We start from the raw sequence: 15,615 nt of genomic DNA, 5'->3' as shown, positions 1-15,615 counted from the left end.
AGTTATTTGGAATTTGATTTTTGTAGATTGATATTTGTTGCAAAGCAAAACTATGAACGTACATTTTATTGCCATTGGCGGTGCAGCCATGCACAATTTGGCTTTGGCACTTCATAACAAAGGCTATAACGTTACTGGGAGTGATGACGAAATTTTTGATCCCTCAAAATCAAGGTTAAAAGCTAAAGGTTTATTGCCGGAAGAATTTGGTTGGTATCCAGAAAAAATCACATTAGATATAGATGCTATAGTCTTAGGAATGCATGCCAAAGCGGATAATCCTGAACTGCTAAGGGCCCAAGAGTTAGGTCTTAAAATCTACAGTTATCCTGAATTTTTGTATGAGCAAGCCAAAAACAAAACACGTGTTGTTATTGGTGGAAGCCATGGTAAAACAACCATAACCTCTATGATTTTACATGTAATGCATTATCACGATAAAGATGTGGATTATATGGTCGGAGCGCAGTTGGAAGGATTTGATGTGATGGTAAAACTGACTGAAAACAATGATTTTATGGTTTTGGAAGGGGATGAGTATTTAAGCTCACCGATGGACCGACGACCAAAGTTTCATTTATACAAACCGAATATTGCTTTGTTAAGTGGCATTGCTTGGGATCATATTAATGTGTTTCCAACCTACGAAAACTATGTCGAGCAGTTTAAAATCTTTATTGATTCCATTGTTTTAGGTGGTAGTATTAATTACAACGAAGAAGATGCTGAAGTCAAACGTGTCGTGGAAGCTTCGGAGAATCAAATACGAAAAATACCCTATACGACTCCCGAGTATACCGTTGAAGATGGTGAAACTTTATTAGAAACTCCAGAAGGGCCTATGCCGATTGAAGTCTTTGGTGCGCATAATTTAAACAACTTAGCAGGTGCCAAATGGATCTGCCAGCATATGGGTATAGATGAAGATGATTTTTACGAAGCCATTTCTACCTTTAAAGGGGCGAGTAAACGCTTGGAGAAAATTGCAGAAAACTCTAAAAGTGTGGCTTATAAAGACTTTGCGCATTCACCAAGTAAGGTAGAAGCCACGACGAAAGCGGTTAAGGAACAATATAGCAACAGGGCTTTGTTGGCCTGTTTGGAGTTGCATACCTATAGCAGTTTAAACGCAGAATTTTTAAAGGAATATAAAGGCGCTTTAGATGCTGCTGATATTGCTGTAGTGTTTTATTCACCGCATGCAGTTCAAATTAAAAAGCTGGAAGAAGTAACACACGAACAAATTTCAAATGCTTTTCAATGTGATGATTTAATTATCTACACCAATCCAGATGATTTTAAAAATTTCTTGTTTTCTCAAAATTTTGAAAATAAAGCGTTGCTCTTAATGAGCTCAGGCAATTATGGAGGTTTGGATTTTGATGAGGTTAAACGATTGTTTTAAATTGATTTCACCGCCTTTCATACAATATTTTGTTTTTCAAAGCGTTAAATTATTTAGTTTAACCAACCTCAAAAAAGATAAAGCAGCTTTACGTTTCAAAGTATTAGTCAATCACAACAATCATGAAACGAACAGTTTATTTATGCTTTCTCGCCTTAGTAGCCTTTTCTTGTTCCACCTCGGATCATAATCAAGATCATCAAGATCCAAGTTCAAATTTTTATGCGCTCACCGTAGGCAATCAATGGGTTTATAAAAATTACCAATACAATGCTACGACGCAGACCTATGAGGATACTGGTGTCATTGATTCTGTAAGCATTGTAAGCACTGAAGTTTTAAATAATAAAACCTATTACAAGTTTAGACGATGGACCACAGGTAACGAAGCTGGCATTGCCTTTTGCAACCCTAACGGTGAGCATTTTGAGTTGCTGAGGGATTCTTTGGGCTATTTGGTGAAAGACAATGGTAGAATCAAATACACTAATAATCATTTCACGGCTCGAGTTTTGACTACCTCAGATTGGGGAACTGTCTATGACCAGTTAATTGCCTTGGATAATGAGATTACCGTTGAGGCTGGTAGTTTTATAAGCACCTACTCGCAACGTTATGCGATTTTAAATAATGGAAGCCAATCCCCAGGATTGGATCATATTTATTATGCGGATGGCTATGGACTTATCTACAATACATCCTCTTTTGTAAGTGAGGATATTCCATCGATTGTAAGACGATTGGATAGTTATTTAGTAGAAGAGTGAATTGGTTTAATGAATTATTTAGTCGCTGCTTTCGTTTTAAAATAAGCATAGAAACTTAATATAATAGCAAAGGAGGACACAATGGTCATCACAGTGCCTGGCATAAACTTTACATAGCCACCCAAATCCATAAATAAAAAATAGCCTAAATCCGCTAGACCACCAGTTATAGCGGCTAAGAAAATGGCATTTTTATTGCCTTTCCAAACGTAAAAAGCAGAAATAAACGTCACAACACCAATCCAAAATAGGTTAAAACCATGTTGCCCAATTATAGCTCCTGAAGCTTTTGGATAATCCACTCTGAGAGTATCTGGATCCACAGCATCTGCGATACCGGCAACAGAGGCGGTAATATCATCTGTTAATATACCTCGCATGGTCATCACGCCAGCAAGCACATGGACAAGTCCCCATATAATCCAAAGTATTGTAGAAATTTTAAATAGTAGCGCTAGGTTTTTCATTTTAAAAATAATTGGTTTATTCAAAAATGCGATAACCCATTCACTTTTGCATTAATCTAGATTAAGAACGTACTATTTTTTGATGAGCTTGCGCTTTAAGGTACTCAAGGCTTCTGGTGTGATACCTAAATAAGAAGCGATCATTTTTTGGGGTACGCGCTGTATGATGTTTGGATAGGTTTCCAAAAAATGAGCATAACGCTCTTTAGCTGAGTAGCTCATAAGCATAATAATTCGTTTTTGTAAAACGGCAAGTCGTTTTACCAAAGGTTTTACATTTTGATGTTCTTTGGAAATATCCTTTTCATGGACTGTAACAATGGAATCTTCGAGGGCATCAATAAACAAATCACATGGAGCCTCTGGTGACTGGTTGTCAGCGATGGTCCATCCTTCTGGAGCAAAAATAAAAATATGTTCTTTGCCTTTTTCATCGATACTGTAACCTCTCAATAAACCCTCGTGAACATGATAGATTTTTGAATTTAATTCACCACTTCGTTGAATTATTTCCCCTTTTTTTATAGCCCTTTGATGCATGAATCAATAACTTAATTTATAATAAAGATAGAACTTCTGTTTTTGAGGAATGAATTTTTTTGTAGAATAAAATCAATAAAGAACTATCTAATCTGTGATACTTCTTCTTATCAGAGTGAAGACATTCCATCGGTTGTGAGGCGGTTGGATTCTTACATAATGATTAGTTGGGAATTTTTGAAGTGGTATTTCTTTAAATAATTACTTAGGTAGTCCTAAAATATAATAGCCTGCCTTTTTCCCATTTGGTTTTTGGGCTTGGGTTATTTCCCAACTATAAGATTCATTTCTAAAATCCTTTATGAGATATTCTATATCATTAAATGTGTAGATTCTCATTATTGAAGCTTGTCCATCCCAAGCATAGCACAATGGGATAATAGGAATTAGATAGGTAAAGAGTAATTGACTCCAGCTCAAAGGTTTTATAAAAGGCGTCATAAATAATGCCATGATAAAGAGTATCGCTAAAGATAACGGCAATAGCAACCACCAAAGTAGGGTTGGAATGGTGTTTTCCCCAATTTCATAAATCAAGAGCACTTCCTTATTATCTTGTGCCGATTTTAGAATACGTTTAGCAACATCTGGAGGCATATGGTGAAAACTATTCATCATGGTTTTTAACCCTGTTGGTGAATTACCTAAACTAGTGGCATCAATCGAATTTTCATTATAAGACACATTAGCAATGTTACTTAAATTTATTCGTTTTACTATTTTAGGATTTGGATGCAGGTCGGTTAAGAGTAATTGAATTTGTTTTTGATTATTCTTATTTAATTTTTCAATAACCTCTAACATAATACCTCCAGAGCCTGAGCCCAAATCAATAATTTTAGAAAAGTCATTTCTTAGTTTGATATTGGAGATAATTGAGGCAATTATATCTGATGTACCCATCATTTTTTGTAATACAACTAATAGATTGGTCATGCCAGTTCTAATGGTACTTGGAAACCAATTTAAATCTTCAAATTCAAAAAGTTGTATACGTTTCATACACTTCAGAAATTAAAAAACCTTGTATGCAAATTCCTTTGTTGAAGTTTACTTTAGGTGCTTATTAAAGAAAGCAATAGTCCTATCCCAAGATAGTTGTGCGGCTTTCTTATCATAACGCGGTGTTGTATTATTATGAAAACCGTGATTAACTCCAGGATAGATATACGCCTCATATTCGATATTATTTTCCTTGAGTACTTTTTCGAATGCTGGCCAGCCTGCATTTACTCTTGTATCTAACTCACCATATTGGAGTAAAAGCGGTGCTTTAATCTTTTTAGCATCCTCAGCTTCAGGCTGTCTGCCATAATAGGGCACTGCGGCACCAAGATTGGGTAATCGTACAGCCATCATATTAGAAATCCAACCACCAAAACAGAAACCAACGACACCTACTTTACCATTACAATCCTTATGGTTTTTTAAATGGTTGTAAGCCGCAATGAAGTCTTCTAGCATTTTGTTTCTATCGCGTTTCTTTTGCATGGTTCTACCATCATCATCATTCCCTGGATAGCCGCCTAAAGGTGATAAGGCATCTGGAGCTAATGAGATAAAGTCGGCCTTAGCAACACGCCTTCCAACATCTTCAATGTATGGATTAAGTCCACGGTTTTCATGGACAACCACGACTCCAGGTAGTTTTCCTTCATGTACTTTGGGTTTGGATAATAAACCTTTAATGGTTTCGCCACCTTTTGGTGATTCGTAGTCGATAAAATTAGAATCAAGGGTGGGGTCATCTGGTTTCACCAAGAGCGTATCAATATAATTTGGGGACATGAAGCTTAGTAATGATGGCACTGTTAAGCCACCAACAGCATAAATAGATAGCTTTTCAACAAATTGACGGCGGTTGAGTTTATTGTGTGCATAGTCATCGTAAAGATCAAAAACTTCTTGTTTGATGTCTTCTTTTTTAATGTCTTTCATTTTTAGCTGTTTTAGGATGGTCTCTTAAAGGTATTGATTTTCAGAATACTTTATCCAAAAATAAGCGGATACTTTCTTGATTAGCCCGTATCAATTCCTCTCTAGCGGCTTTCATGTCACTCGTTTTTTTGTCTTGTGAGAGTTTAAATTTGCCTTCCCAATGGGCAATGTCTATTTCAAACATTTCAATGTAATTGAGATTGGTATTCAAACGTGGATTGTCTGGCTCTAGCACATATTCATGGTCAGGTGCTTCTAAAAATTCGGTCATGGTTATTAGGGACTGCTTTAAAGCTTTCTTGCTCTCAATAGCTTTTACTATACCTTTTATGTGGACTTTTATGTAGTTCCAAGTCGGTAGTTGAGTTGTTGAATACACAGTCGGTGAAATATAGCATTGTGGACCACCAAAGATGATAGTAACATTGTTATCATCTTTGAGTAATTGCGCCTGAGGATTATAAATATCAATGTGTCCGATCAGTTTTCCTTCATCATAAACCAAAGGTAAATGCGTAATGAGAGGTTCATTGTTTTTTACCGAAATTACCGTAGCTAAAGGATAGGTTTTAATAACATCAATCATGCGATTGATATTATCATTTTGATGATGTTTTGGGGGATAATTCATTATACACCAAATTGTCTTAAGTGATGATCTAAGTGCTTATATTGCATTTGTCCCCACTGTTGAGCTGTAAAATAACCAAAAGCGGGATGAGGTTCCCATTCAGCTTTTTCTCTTTGTGCATAAGCTTCATCAATTAAAGTTTCAAGATTATTTTTTTCAGCATTAAAATCTTTCTCATCTTTTGTTTTTAAGAATTTAGCAGTTGGAAGCCCTTTTTTCCAGGGCTTATCATTATACAATGATTTTTTAAAAAATAATTTTGCTAACCAACTTGGCTTCATTCCATAATCGGTTTTTCCTAAAAGAATATTAAGTGGGCCTTGACAATGCCAAACCATTTGTCCAACATTCATTTTTCCCCAATCGGCTTCTGAATTTTCATTGAGTTTATCCATTCGGGCTTTGATTTCATTATAAGCATTCTCATCAAAAATAGATTGCATAAATATTGATTTAATTAGATGCATAAAATTACAATTTTTTATCTTTAAGGCATGTCAGAAAAATCGATTTCACTCTCCATAAAAAAATGGTCACAAGATGATCAACCTAGAGAAAAACTAAGAGATAAAGGGAAAATTGTATTAAGTGATGCTGAGCTCGTTGCCATATTAATTGGTTCAGGAAGCAGAGAAGAAAGTGCTGTGGATTTATGTAAACGTATTTTAGCAAGTGTAGACCATAATCTTAATGCTTTGGGAAAACTATCTATCAAGCAATTGATGGAATTTAAGGGGATAGGTGAAGCTAAAGCCATAACAATTGCAGCAGCTTTAGAACTTGGAAGACGTCGACGATTAGAGGACGCTTCAATACTCAAGAAGATAACATCGAGCCGTACAGTATATGAAATTATGCAACCAATTTTAGGCGAATTGCCTCATGAGGAATTTTGGATATTATATCTTAATAATTCTAATAAAATCCTTCATAAAAATCAATTAAGTAAAGGTGGAATTACTGGGACTTTAGTCGATGTGCGACTAGTCTTAAAGAATGCCCTAGAGGTTGGTGCTACATCCTTGATTTTATGCCATAATCATCCTTCTGGGACTTTAAAGCCAAGTCAGGCCGATAAAGATATTACTCAAAAACTGAAATCAGCGGCACAAAGTTTGGATATCAAGGTTTTAGATCACCTTATTATAACCGAGAAAGCGTATTTTAGTTTCGCTGATGAAGAATTGTTGTAATGTTATTAGTCTACACCCATAAGATTACACCACGTTTAAAATATACCTTTAAACATATATGCAAACGCATTCTCAATATAGAAGTGGGGTTTACATCTAAGGTTGAAGATTTTATTGCACACAACAGCTTAAAAATGTCTTACACAAAAAAGCCGCTAAGTAGTGAGTTCTTTGTGCGCAGCAATAATTTGTTGTTTGAACAGGGTTTGTCTGATATCGATATTACCGTGCAACAGTGGGATGAGACCAAAGGGTTTTTTCCAACAGGAGAGCGCAGCGATTTGCCATTCGATATTTTTGCAGCATCATTCTATTTATTAAGCCGATATGAAGAATATCTCCCTCATGTAAAGGATGACTATGGACGATTTATGGCACAAGAGAGCTTAGCTTATAAGCATCGGTTTTTGAATCAACCCATAGTAGACATATGGGCATTTAAATTGCAGGATGTTCTTAAAAAGCGTTTTCCCGATTTTATATTCTCCGAGAGAAGCTTTAAGCTACAGCCTATCATTGATGTACCCATGGCTTATTACTTTAGAAAAAAAGGATTGCTCCGTACTATAGGAGGAACCCTTAGTGATATAGGTAGGTTTAAGTTAAGGCAATTATATCAGCGTTACTCTGTTCTTATGGGATTTAAACGAGATCCATATGACACTTTTAAATGGATTATTACAAAACAGAAACAGTGTGATTTTAAATTTATGGTCTTGTTTTTAATAGGAGATTATTCAACCTATGATAAGAACATAAGCATCAACAAAAAAGAATTTGTATCGCTTATTAAATCTGTTGCCGACTATAGTGATGTTGGTCTGAAAGCTTCTTATTTTGCTTTGGAAAATATTTCGGTTTTAAAGAAAGAAAAGCTTAAGATGGAAAGTATTATTAACTCGGAGTTAAAAGCCGTAAGGCATTCGTTTTCCAAGTTAAACCTTCCGAAGTCCTATAGAAATCTAATTGAGTTAGAAATCAACGAGGATTTTTCAATGGGCTATGTAGATACCTTGGGTTTTAGGGCTGGCACATGTACACCTTTTCAATGGTACGATTTGGATTATGAAGTACAGACACCGTTAAGAATACACCCTTACCATTGTTTGGATTATGCTTTGTTAAAGTACGATTCACAACTGGACAAATCCGAACATTTACAGAAACTTATGGATGAGGTAAAGGCTGTAAATGGTACCTTTGTTCCCGTATTCCATAATTATACATTTAGTAATATAGAACGTTGGAAAGGGTATAAAGCACTTTTTAATTTAATTATAGAAACTGTTGAATGAAGGATAGGGTAAAACATGTGTTTTTTGACTTAGACCATACACTTTGGGATTTTGACAAAAACTCTGGATTAACGTTTAAAAAGATTTTTGAGTTAAACCATATTGATGTGCGCTTAAATGAATTTTTAGAAGTCTATGAGCCGATCAACCTTAACTATTGGAAACTCTACAGAGAAGAACGAATTTCTAAGTCAGATTTACGCTATGGAAGACTGAAAGATGCTTTTAATGCCATAAAAGTAGACGTTGACGATACAACAATTAACCAGTTATCAATTTTATATATTGAGTATTTAACGACGTTTAACCATTTATTTGAAGGTGCTTCCGAAGTTTTGGATTATTTAAGAGATAAATATGAATTACATATTATCACCAATGGTTTTGAGGAAGCCCAAGAGCGAAAATTAAAGAATTCCAATATACGACACTATTTCAAGACCATTACAAATTCTGAAATGGTTGGCGTAAAGAAACCCAATCCAAAAATTTTTAATTTTGCTTTAGATATTGCCAATGCTAATGCTGAAGAAAGTATAATGATTGGAGATAGCCTTGAAGCAGATATAGAAGGAGCAGATCGCGTTGGCATGAATACTATATTTTTTAATGTTAGAAAACAGAGTTTATCGATACCCTATAAAGCTATCGATCAATTAATAGAGATAAAAACACTACTATAATGAGGAATTTTGTCATCATACTTTTTGTAATATGTACAGTTTTGAGCGTAAAGTCGCAATCTAAGACTAAAGACTACAAATACATTATTGTGCCATTGCAATATGATTTTTTAAAGGGCAAGGACTCATATAGATTAAATACCCAAACCAGATTTTTACTTAAACAGGAAGGATTTGATGTGTATTTTGATGAAGGAGAAGAACTCCCAGAAGATCTTTTTAATAATAGATGCTTGGCGATGTACGCTGATGTTCATAAAGTGAAGGGTACATTTCTAAAAACAAAGTTGAAGATCTCGTTTAAAGATTGTTTTGGAAAAACAATTTTAGAATCAGAAGAGGGGGCGACCAATAAAAAAGATTTAGATATTGCCTATAAGGAAGCCTTGAAGAGAGCCTTTGTGACATTGAATTTTTCAAAACTGCAAAATACTTTGACTACGGAACCTGAGGTAATGGAAGAAGTTAAGCAAGTTGTAGAAGTCAAAAAGGAGACAAAAGAAATTACAACTGAAAAAGATGTAGTGGCTGAAAAAATAGAAGAAAAAGAAGTTTCAACTCCTGATACAAAAGAAGTTAATACTGTTGAAGAAAAGGAAGTGAAAAAGGAGTCAGTTACATCAAATACAAAGACAGATATTGTCTATTATGCTGAAAAAATTTCAGGCGGATTTCAATTACTAGATTCCGAACCAAAAATAGTTATGGTACTCTTAGAAACAGCTTCGCCAGATATCTTTTTGGTAAAGGATCAAAATGCCATGGTTATTAAAAGAGAAGGGAAGTGGGTTTATTCAGAAAATAAAGAGGGTCAACTTAAGGAAAAACCTTTGAACATTAAATTTTAATAACCGTACTTTTCTTTCCAGAGCGCTTTTAAATAATTGCGTTGCGCTTGTTCTCTAGCATTGTTTCCAGGGTCGTAAAGTTTAGTGTTTTTAATTTCTTCAGGTAAAAATTCATGCTCTGCAAAATTATTTTCATAGCTGTGGGCATATTTATAGTCATCTCCGTAACCTAATTCTTTCATAAGTTTTGTGGGAGCATTCCTGATAGACAATGGTACAGATAGATCTCCTGTTTCCCTAACTAGTTGTTGCGCTTTATTAATAGCTTCGTAAGCAGCATTACTTTTAGGTGAACTTGCTAAATAAGTAGCACATTGGCTTAAAATAATTCGAGATTCAGGATTGCCAATAACAGAGACCGCTTGAAAGGTATTGTTAGCTATAACCAAGGCCGTAGGATTGGCATTGCCAATATCCTCACTAGCTAAGATTAAAAGGCGCCGAGCAATAAATTTTACGTCTTCACCACCCTCTATCATTCGTGCTAAGTAATACACAGCGGCATTGGGATCACTACCACGTATGGATTTTATAAAAGCCGAAATGATATCATAATGTTGTTCGCCTGTTTTGTCGTAACGTGCTGCCTTATGCTGAACTTGTTTCGTGACAAGTGCATTAGTAATAACGATAGGTTCATTTTCAAAAGACGTTACCAACAACTCAAAAATATTGAGTAGTTTTCTAGCATCTCCGCCAGAAAGCCTTAAAAGAGCTTCGGTTTCCTTTAACTTAATGTTCAGTTTAGAAATTAACTCGTCCTCTTCCATCGCACGTTTCAGTAATGCTTCTAAATCGGCTTTATTAAAAGGATTTAAAGTGTAAACTTGACATCTTGAAAGTAAAGCGGAAATGACTTCAAAACTAGGGTTCTCGGTTGTGGCCCCAATCAAAGTCATCCAGCCTTTTTCAACTGCTTCCAAAAGCGAGTCCTGTTGCGATTTACTAAAACGATGAATTTCGTCAATAAAAAGAATAGGATTTTTAGCGGTAAAAAGGCCTCCACTTTTTTTGGCCTTGTCTATAACATCCCTAATATCCTTTACACCAGAATTTATAGCACTCAATTTGTAAAATGGTCGTTCAGATTCGTTGGCAATGATATTGGCCAGCGTTGTTTTTCCGATACCTGGAGGACCCCAAAAAATGAGGGAAGGAATAACTCCGCTTTTTATTTGTGCGTACAACATACCATCTTTCCCAACCAAATGTTGTTGGCTTAGGTAGTCTTTGAGCGTTTTTGGGCGCAGTCGTTCGGCTAAAGGAGTGTTCATAATTCAAAATTACAAAATGCGAATATAAAGTGCGTGTCTATGACAATTTTTCATGGTATCATATTTTGGTTATAAATTTGAAGTAATCATTGAAAATTTACGATGTCCGCAGAGCAATTTAAATATTCAAATTCAATAATTATTTACCCATTACTCATGGTCTTTTTAATATGGCTGGTGTTTTGGTACCAGATAAATATTGATTATGGTATTAAATCGTTTGGTATTAAACCACAAAAAATAGAAGGGCTTTTAGGAATTTTCACCAGTCCTTTTTTACATTCGGACATTGACCACCTGTATAACAATTCCATTCCGCTTTTAGTATTGTCATTATCGCTTTTTTATTTCTATAATAGAATTGCTTGGAAGGTTATTCTCTATGGGGTTTTATTATCGGGTTTGTTGACATGGCTTATCGGTAGGCCAGGTAACCATATCGGTGCCAGTGGATTAATTTATGTTTTGGTGAGTTTTATATTTTTTAAAGGGGTTTTCGCAAAACATTACCGACTAATTGCTTTGTCGTTAATGGTTATATTTTTGTATGGAAGTATGATTTGGTACGTATTTCCAATTAAGGATGGAATTTCTTGGGAAGGTCATTTAGGTGGACTAATCTCAGGCCTCATTTTTGCTTTTATATTTAGAAAGCAAATTGCAAAACCAGAACGATACAAATGGGAACAACCCGATTATAATGAAGAGGACGATCCTTTTATGAAGCATTTTGATGAAAACGGAAATTTTATAGAGGTTCTACCAGAAGATGACATTGAGCCTGAATCAGAATCCAAGCAAACAACACAGATCAATTACATTTTTAAGAAAAATAAAGATTAAGTTTTGCTTAGGGTAAAAATTTAAACCTGTTTTAATCTCACTAATCATTAATTACGCTGTCTCACGGCTTCATATAAAAATGCTCCACAAGCCACAGAAACATTTAAAGATGCTATTTCACCTAAAATAGGAAGCTTGGCTTGTTGGTCCACGACTTTTAAAACTGAAGGATTTATTCCTTTACCTTCAGAACCCATTATAATAGCGCATGGTTCTTTAAAAGATATATTGTAGATGAAATCATCGGCTTTTTCGGTAGCAGCGATAACTTTAATGCCTGAGGATTGCATATGGAAAACAGCATCCTTAATGTGGTCAACTTTGCATATGGGTATTTTAAAAATGGCACCAGCACTGGTTTTTATAGTGTCGCCGTTTATGGGAGCCCCTCCTTTTTTCTGTATGATAATACCAGAAACACCTGTACATTCTGCAGTGCGGACTATGGCACCAAAATTTCTGACATCATTCAATTGGTCTAATAATAAAAATAAGGGGGTTTTTCCAGATTCAAAGGCGTTCATTACAAGGTCGTCTATAGTATGAAAAGCAATCGGTGAAATTTGGGCAACTGCACCTTGATGATTGCCTTTGGTCAATCGGTTTAGCTTTTCAATAGGGACATAAGAAGCGTTAATGCCTTCGGATCTAAGTAGGTGTTCGAGCTCTTGAAAGAGTTCGCTTCTTGATCCTTTTTGAACAAAAACCTTATCAATCGTTTCACCCGATTTTATAGCTTCGATTATTGCCCTTATTCCAAAAATTGTAGTGTCTTTTTTCATTAGTTGCAAAGGTATAGAAACCTAACTAAAAAGTGGCCGTTAAACTTACATGGACTTTTGAGTCCGATAATCTAAATTGTCGATTTTCAGATTTTCCACTAGAGTAATTTAATCTGAAAAGCCCTGCGTTAGTTAGCAAACCTAATCCAAACCCAAAACCAAATAATTTTTCCTTCGCATCTGTAATTTGGTTTTCAAAATATGCTGCATCCAAGACAGAATGTACGTATATGCTATTACTTAGGCGATAACGGTACTCAGTATTAATAACACCGAATAGATTTGCTACTAAGCTGTTTTCTTCAAAGCCACGAATAGAATTGATACCTCCAAACCTAAACAGTTCATTATCCAGATAATCGTCCGATGTGAGGATGGCTCCATTAAGTCTGGCATAAATGCTATTCTTGGGATTTAAATTAAAAATCTTGTAAGTGTTTAAATTAAAAACAGTTTGACTTTGACTTCCCAAATCATTTTCTCGATTTCCAAAGCCGGCCGATAGGTCAAACCAAAAGTTTATGGGGAACAGTGGGTCGTAAAATTGTGATTTGGTGTAATTATAACCTACAGTGTAATAATTAGACGTGTAATCATTTAGAATAGAGGTGTCATTGTCTAAAAGATTTGTTGAGTTCGTAGAAGTTATTCCTGCAGCAATTCTGTGCTGTGCATTAATTTGGTAATTAATTTTTGCATATTGACTTGCATTTGAGAACGTCGTATCCTTTCTAAAAATATTTAATCCAATTTGTAAGCCAATGGGCGAGCCAAACAAATATGGTAAGTCGGTATCTACCCTAAAGGTTTGCTGATCAATCTCGTCGCTTTTGTAGAAAAGATTTAAGGTTTCACCAAAGTTTAAATTATTTATCAATCTTAAATCCAGATAACCATCAAATTCAATTCTATTGGTATTTTCATTGGTGCCGAAACCTAAAAAACCATCAAAGTTATTAACCCGAGTTTTTTCTAAGTATAGATATAAAGTTGTAGAATCTTTTGTAAAAAGTACTTCAGGATCTCTTATTTTATTGGCAAAACGCAAATCATCCAATAGCTCTACTTTGTCCTTAATGTCGTTTAGGTTTAAGGTTTTGCCAGTTCTTAATTTCATAAATCTTTTTATGTAAGATTGTGGAAACTTTTCATAGCCCTTTACGATGATTTTATCAATCCGTCTTTTCTGATTAGAGACAATTTTTAAATCCGCAGATATCAAGTCGTAAGTCATTTTAGAAATATTCACTAACTGTAGCGTTGAAAAAGGATCTCCTTGCTCTGCGACTTTTGAATTGAGTTCATTAAGTGAAGACTCTAGTTGGGCAATATCCAATTCAAAAAAATGATCACCAGAAGTATGGTCTATAAAATTTAATAGTTCTGTATTAAAGATTGAATCGTAATGAATTCTTATTCGATTTATTTTTTCACCTAAAAACATTTTAGCTCTAAATAAGGTGTCATTTTCTTTAGTTACAGAATCTAAAGTGGTGTCTATATACCCTAATCGCGTTAGTTTGTATCTTAGCGTATCCAGTTCTGATGTGATACTTAAATAATTACTAAACTTCTTTTTGTAGCCAATAGAATCAACAATTGCTGTTTTCCGCTCACTTTCAGGCTTAACCTCCAAAGAAAGCGATTGACTGAACGTCTCATTGACAAAAATCAATAAAAAGAATATAAAAAATGAGTATTTTTTTTTCGGCATTTTCAGGCTGTCCTGATTCTTATTTTTATTAGTCTCAAATCTAATTTATAACGTAAAAATAGACCATTATATATATGTAAAAAATGAATCCTATTATTTCTTCAAAAAATAAATTCTCATCTATTTGAATTATAAATTTATATTTCTACCTTTGCAGCCCTCAAAAGTGAGGGTTAAACAAATATTTATATAGTAATATATGCCAACAATTTCACAATTAGTACGAAAAGGAAGAGCCAAAATAACCAAGAAGAGTAAATCGGCTGCTTTGGATTCGTGTCCGCAAAGACGTGGTGTATGTACTCGTGTTTATACAACAACACCTAAGAAACCTAACTCAGCAATGCGTAAGGTAGCAAGGGTTCGTTTAACAAACGGAAACGAGGTTAATGCATACATCGGTGGAGAAGGTCACAACTTACAAGAGCACTCGATAGTATTGGTTAGAGGTGGAAGGGTAAAAGATTTGCCAGGTGTTAGATATCACATTGTTCGTGGTGCATTAGATACAGCAGGTGTTGCTGGTCGCACACAACGTCGATCTAAGTATGGTGCAAAACGCCCTAAAAAGTAATTTAAAACTTTAAGAAGAAGACATGAGAAAAAGAGCAGCAAAAAAGAGACCACTTTTACCAGACCCAAGATTTAACGATCAGTTGGTAACACGTTTTGTGAACAACATGATGTGGGATGGTAAGAAGTCTGTAGCTTTTAAGGTATTCTATGATGCAATTGATATTGTTGAAGAGAAAAAAAATAATGACGAAAAAACAGCTTTAGAAGTTTGGAAAGACGCTTTATCTAATGTGATGCCTCACGTAGAAGTACGTAGCCGTCGTGTTGGTGGTGCAACCTTCCAGATTCCAATGCAAATTCGTCCAGACCGCAAAGTATCAACAGCTATGAAATGGTTGATTGGTTATGCGCGCAAAAGAAACGAAAAATCTATGGCACAACGTTTAGCAGCAGAGATTTTAGCTGCAGCTAAAGAGGAAGGTGCGGCCGTTAAGAAAAGAGTGGACACTCACAAAATGGCAGAAGCAAATAAAGCATTCTCACACTTTAGATTTTAATTAAGAAAATGGGAAGAGATTTAAAATATACTAGAAATATAGGTATTGCAGCACATATTGATGCTGGTAAAACAACTACAACAGAGCGTATCCTTTATTACACAGGTGTGTCTCACAAAATCGGTGAAGTGCATGATGGTGCCGCTACAATGGACTGGATGG

General features: G+C 35.1%; 19 protein-coding genes. 10 read left to right on the top strand and 9 right to left on the bottom strand.

Features of this window, described 5'->3' with window-relative positions; genetic code table 11:
* Positions 1 to 52: 52 nt before the first annotated feature.
* Complete coding sequence (gene murC, locus Q0992_RS00980) at positions 53 to 1,405, top strand: Mur ligase family protein (protein ID WP_299519364.1); 1,353 nt, start codon at positions 53 to 55, stop codon at positions 1,403 to 1,405.
* A gap of 122 nt (positions 1,406 to 1,527) precedes the next feature.
* Positions 1,528 to 2,172, top strand: coding sequence for a hypothetical protein (locus Q0992_RS00975; protein WP_299519362.1), 645 nt, complete (start codon positions 1,528 to 1,530; stop codon positions 2,170 to 2,172).
* A gap of 14 nt (positions 2,173 to 2,186) precedes the next feature.
* Here the strand turns inward: Q0992_RS00975 and Q0992_RS00970 are convergent, their stop codons facing one another.
* The 6 genes from Q0992_RS00970 to Q0992_RS00945 all read right to left on the bottom strand — a co-directional run bounded on the left by Q0992_RS00970 (position 2,187) and on the right by Q0992_RS00945 (position 6,191).
* Positions 2,187 to 2,639 carry a hypothetical protein gene (locus Q0992_RS00970; protein WP_299519360.1) on the bottom strand — a complete coding sequence of 151 codons (453 nt, stop codon included), beginning with the start codon at positions 2,637 to 2,639 and terminating at the stop codon, positions 2,187 to 2,189.
* Positions 2,640 to 2,711: 72 nt separating this feature from the next.
* Positions 2,712 to 3,179 carry a Crp/Fnr family transcriptional regulator gene (locus tag Q0992_RS00965; protein WP_299519357.1) on the bottom strand — a complete coding sequence of 156 codons (468 nt, stop codon included), beginning with the start codon at positions 3,177 to 3,179 and terminating at the stop codon, positions 2,712 to 2,714.
* 201 nt (positions 3,180 to 3,380) lie between these two features.
* Positions 3,381 to 4,181: a hypothetical protein gene (locus Q0992_RS00960; RefSeq protein ID WP_299519356.1), complete on the bottom strand. Its 801-nt coding sequence runs from the start codon at positions 4,179 to 4,181 to the stop codon at positions 3,381 to 3,383.
* 48 nt (positions 4,182 to 4,229) lie between these two features.
* On the bottom strand, positions 4,230 to 5,117 hold the full coding sequence (locus Q0992_RS00955; protein ID WP_299519354.1) for a dienelactone hydrolase family protein: 888 nt from the start codon (positions 5,115 to 5,117) through the stop codon (positions 4,230 to 4,232).
* Positions 5,118 to 5,157: 40 nt separating this feature from the next.
* The gene (locus Q0992_RS00950; RefSeq protein ID WP_299519352.1) at positions 5,158 to 5,748 is read right to left on the bottom strand and encodes an FMN-binding negative transcriptional regulator; all 591 of its coding nucleotides are present in this window, start codon (positions 5,746 to 5,748) and stop codon (positions 5,158 to 5,160) included.
* The gene (locus tag Q0992_RS00945) at positions 5,748 to 6,191 is read right to left on the bottom strand and encodes a DUF1569 domain-containing protein (protein WP_299519350.1); all 444 of its coding nucleotides are present in this window, start codon (positions 6,189 to 6,191) and stop codon (positions 5,748 to 5,750) included. Before Q0992_RS00945 ends, Q0992_RS00950 begins: the two co-directional genes overlap by 1 nt.
* Before the next feature lie 51 nt (positions 6,192 to 6,242).
* Here Q0992_RS00945 and radC point away from each other — a divergent pair, with 51 nt between their 5' ends.
* The 4 genes from radC to Q0992_RS00925 are packed head-to-tail and all read left to right on the top strand — an operon-like array spanning position 6,243 to position 9,767.
* Positions 6,243 to 6,941, top strand: a complete 699-nt coding sequence (radC, locus tag Q0992_RS00940) for a DNA repair protein RadC (RefSeq protein ID WP_299519347.1) — start codon at positions 6,243 to 6,245, stop codon at positions 6,939 to 6,941.
* On the top strand, positions 6,941 to 8,236 hold the full coding sequence (locus Q0992_RS00935) for a polysaccharide deacetylase family protein (protein WP_299519346.1): 1,296 nt from the start codon (positions 6,941 to 6,943) through the stop codon (positions 8,234 to 8,236). The genes radC and Q0992_RS00935 overlap by 1 nt, the downstream gene beginning before the upstream one ends.
* Positions 8,233 to 8,919 carry a YjjG family noncanonical pyrimidine nucleotidase gene (locus Q0992_RS00930; protein ID WP_299519345.1) on the top strand — a complete coding sequence of 229 codons (687 nt, stop codon included), beginning with the start codon at positions 8,233 to 8,235 and terminating at the stop codon, positions 8,917 to 8,919. The genes Q0992_RS00935 and Q0992_RS00930 overlap by 4 nt, the downstream gene beginning before the upstream one ends.
* Positions 8,919 to 9,767 (top strand): hypothetical protein, encoded by an 849-nt coding sequence (locus Q0992_RS00925; RefSeq protein WP_299519343.1) that lies wholly within the window; start codon positions 8,919 to 8,921, stop codon positions 9,765 to 9,767. Before Q0992_RS00930 ends, Q0992_RS00925 begins: the two co-directional genes overlap by 1 nt.
* On the opposite strand, the gene Q0992_RS00920 is transcribed toward Q0992_RS00925, so the two are convergent.
* Complete coding sequence (locus Q0992_RS00920) at positions 9,764 to 11,041, bottom strand: replication-associated recombination protein A (protein WP_299519340.1); 1,278 nt, start codon at positions 11,039 to 11,041, stop codon at positions 9,764 to 9,766. The two genes, Q0992_RS00925 and Q0992_RS00920, sit on opposite strands and share 4 nt — an antisense overlap.
* A 156-nt stretch (positions 11,042 to 11,197) precedes the next feature.
* On the opposite strand from Q0992_RS00920, the gene Q0992_RS00915 reads away from it, so the two are divergent.
* Positions 11,198 to 11,884, top strand: a complete 687-nt coding sequence (locus tag Q0992_RS00915) for a rhomboid family intramembrane serine protease (RefSeq protein WP_299519337.1) — start codon at positions 11,198 to 11,200, stop codon at positions 11,882 to 11,884.
* A 47-nt stretch (positions 11,885 to 11,931) separates the two neighbouring features.
* On the opposite strand, the gene rlmB is transcribed toward Q0992_RS00915, so the two are convergent.
* Complete coding sequence (rlmB, locus tag Q0992_RS00910; RefSeq protein WP_299519335.1) at positions 11,932 to 12,666, bottom strand: 23S rRNA (guanosine(2251)-2'-O)-methyltransferase RlmB; 735 nt, start codon at positions 12,664 to 12,666, stop codon at positions 11,932 to 11,934.
* Positions 12,667 to 12,691: 25 nt separating this feature from the next.
* Positions 12,692 to 14,380, bottom strand: a complete 1,689-nt coding sequence (locus Q0992_RS00905) for a POTRA domain-containing protein (protein WP_299519333.1) — start codon at positions 14,378 to 14,380, stop codon at positions 12,692 to 12,694.
* A gap of 199 nt (positions 14,381 to 14,579) precedes the next feature.
* Between Q0992_RS00905 and rpsL the strand changes: the two genes are divergently transcribed.
* From rpsL to Q0992_RS00890, 3 genes are all read left to right on the top strand, one after another.
* Positions 14,580 to 14,954 carry a 30S ribosomal protein S12 gene (rpsL, locus tag Q0992_RS00900; protein ID WP_008269190.1) on the top strand — a complete coding sequence of 125 codons (375 nt, stop codon included), beginning with the start codon at positions 14,580 to 14,582 and terminating at the stop codon, positions 14,952 to 14,954.
* 22 nt (positions 14,955 to 14,976) lie between these two features.
* Positions 14,977 to 15,453, top strand: a complete 477-nt coding sequence (gene rpsG, locus Q0992_RS00895) for a 30S ribosomal protein S7 (protein WP_299361193.1) — start codon at positions 14,977 to 14,979, stop codon at positions 15,451 to 15,453.
* A gap of 8 nt (positions 15,454 to 15,461) precedes the next feature.
* On the top strand, positions 15,462 to 15,615 hold a 154-nt coding region (locus tag Q0992_RS00890; RefSeq protein WP_299519443.1), incomplete at its 3' end, for a GTP-binding protein.

The organism is Winogradskyella sp., from assembly GCF_028289625.1.
In the GTDB taxonomy this organism is placed as follows: Bacteria; Bacteroidota; Bacteroidia; order Flavobacteriales; family Flavobacteriaceae; genus Winogradskyella.
The sequence above is the reverse complement of the archived record's forward strand: the minus strand, read 5'-3'. Positions and strand labels throughout refer to the sequence as shown.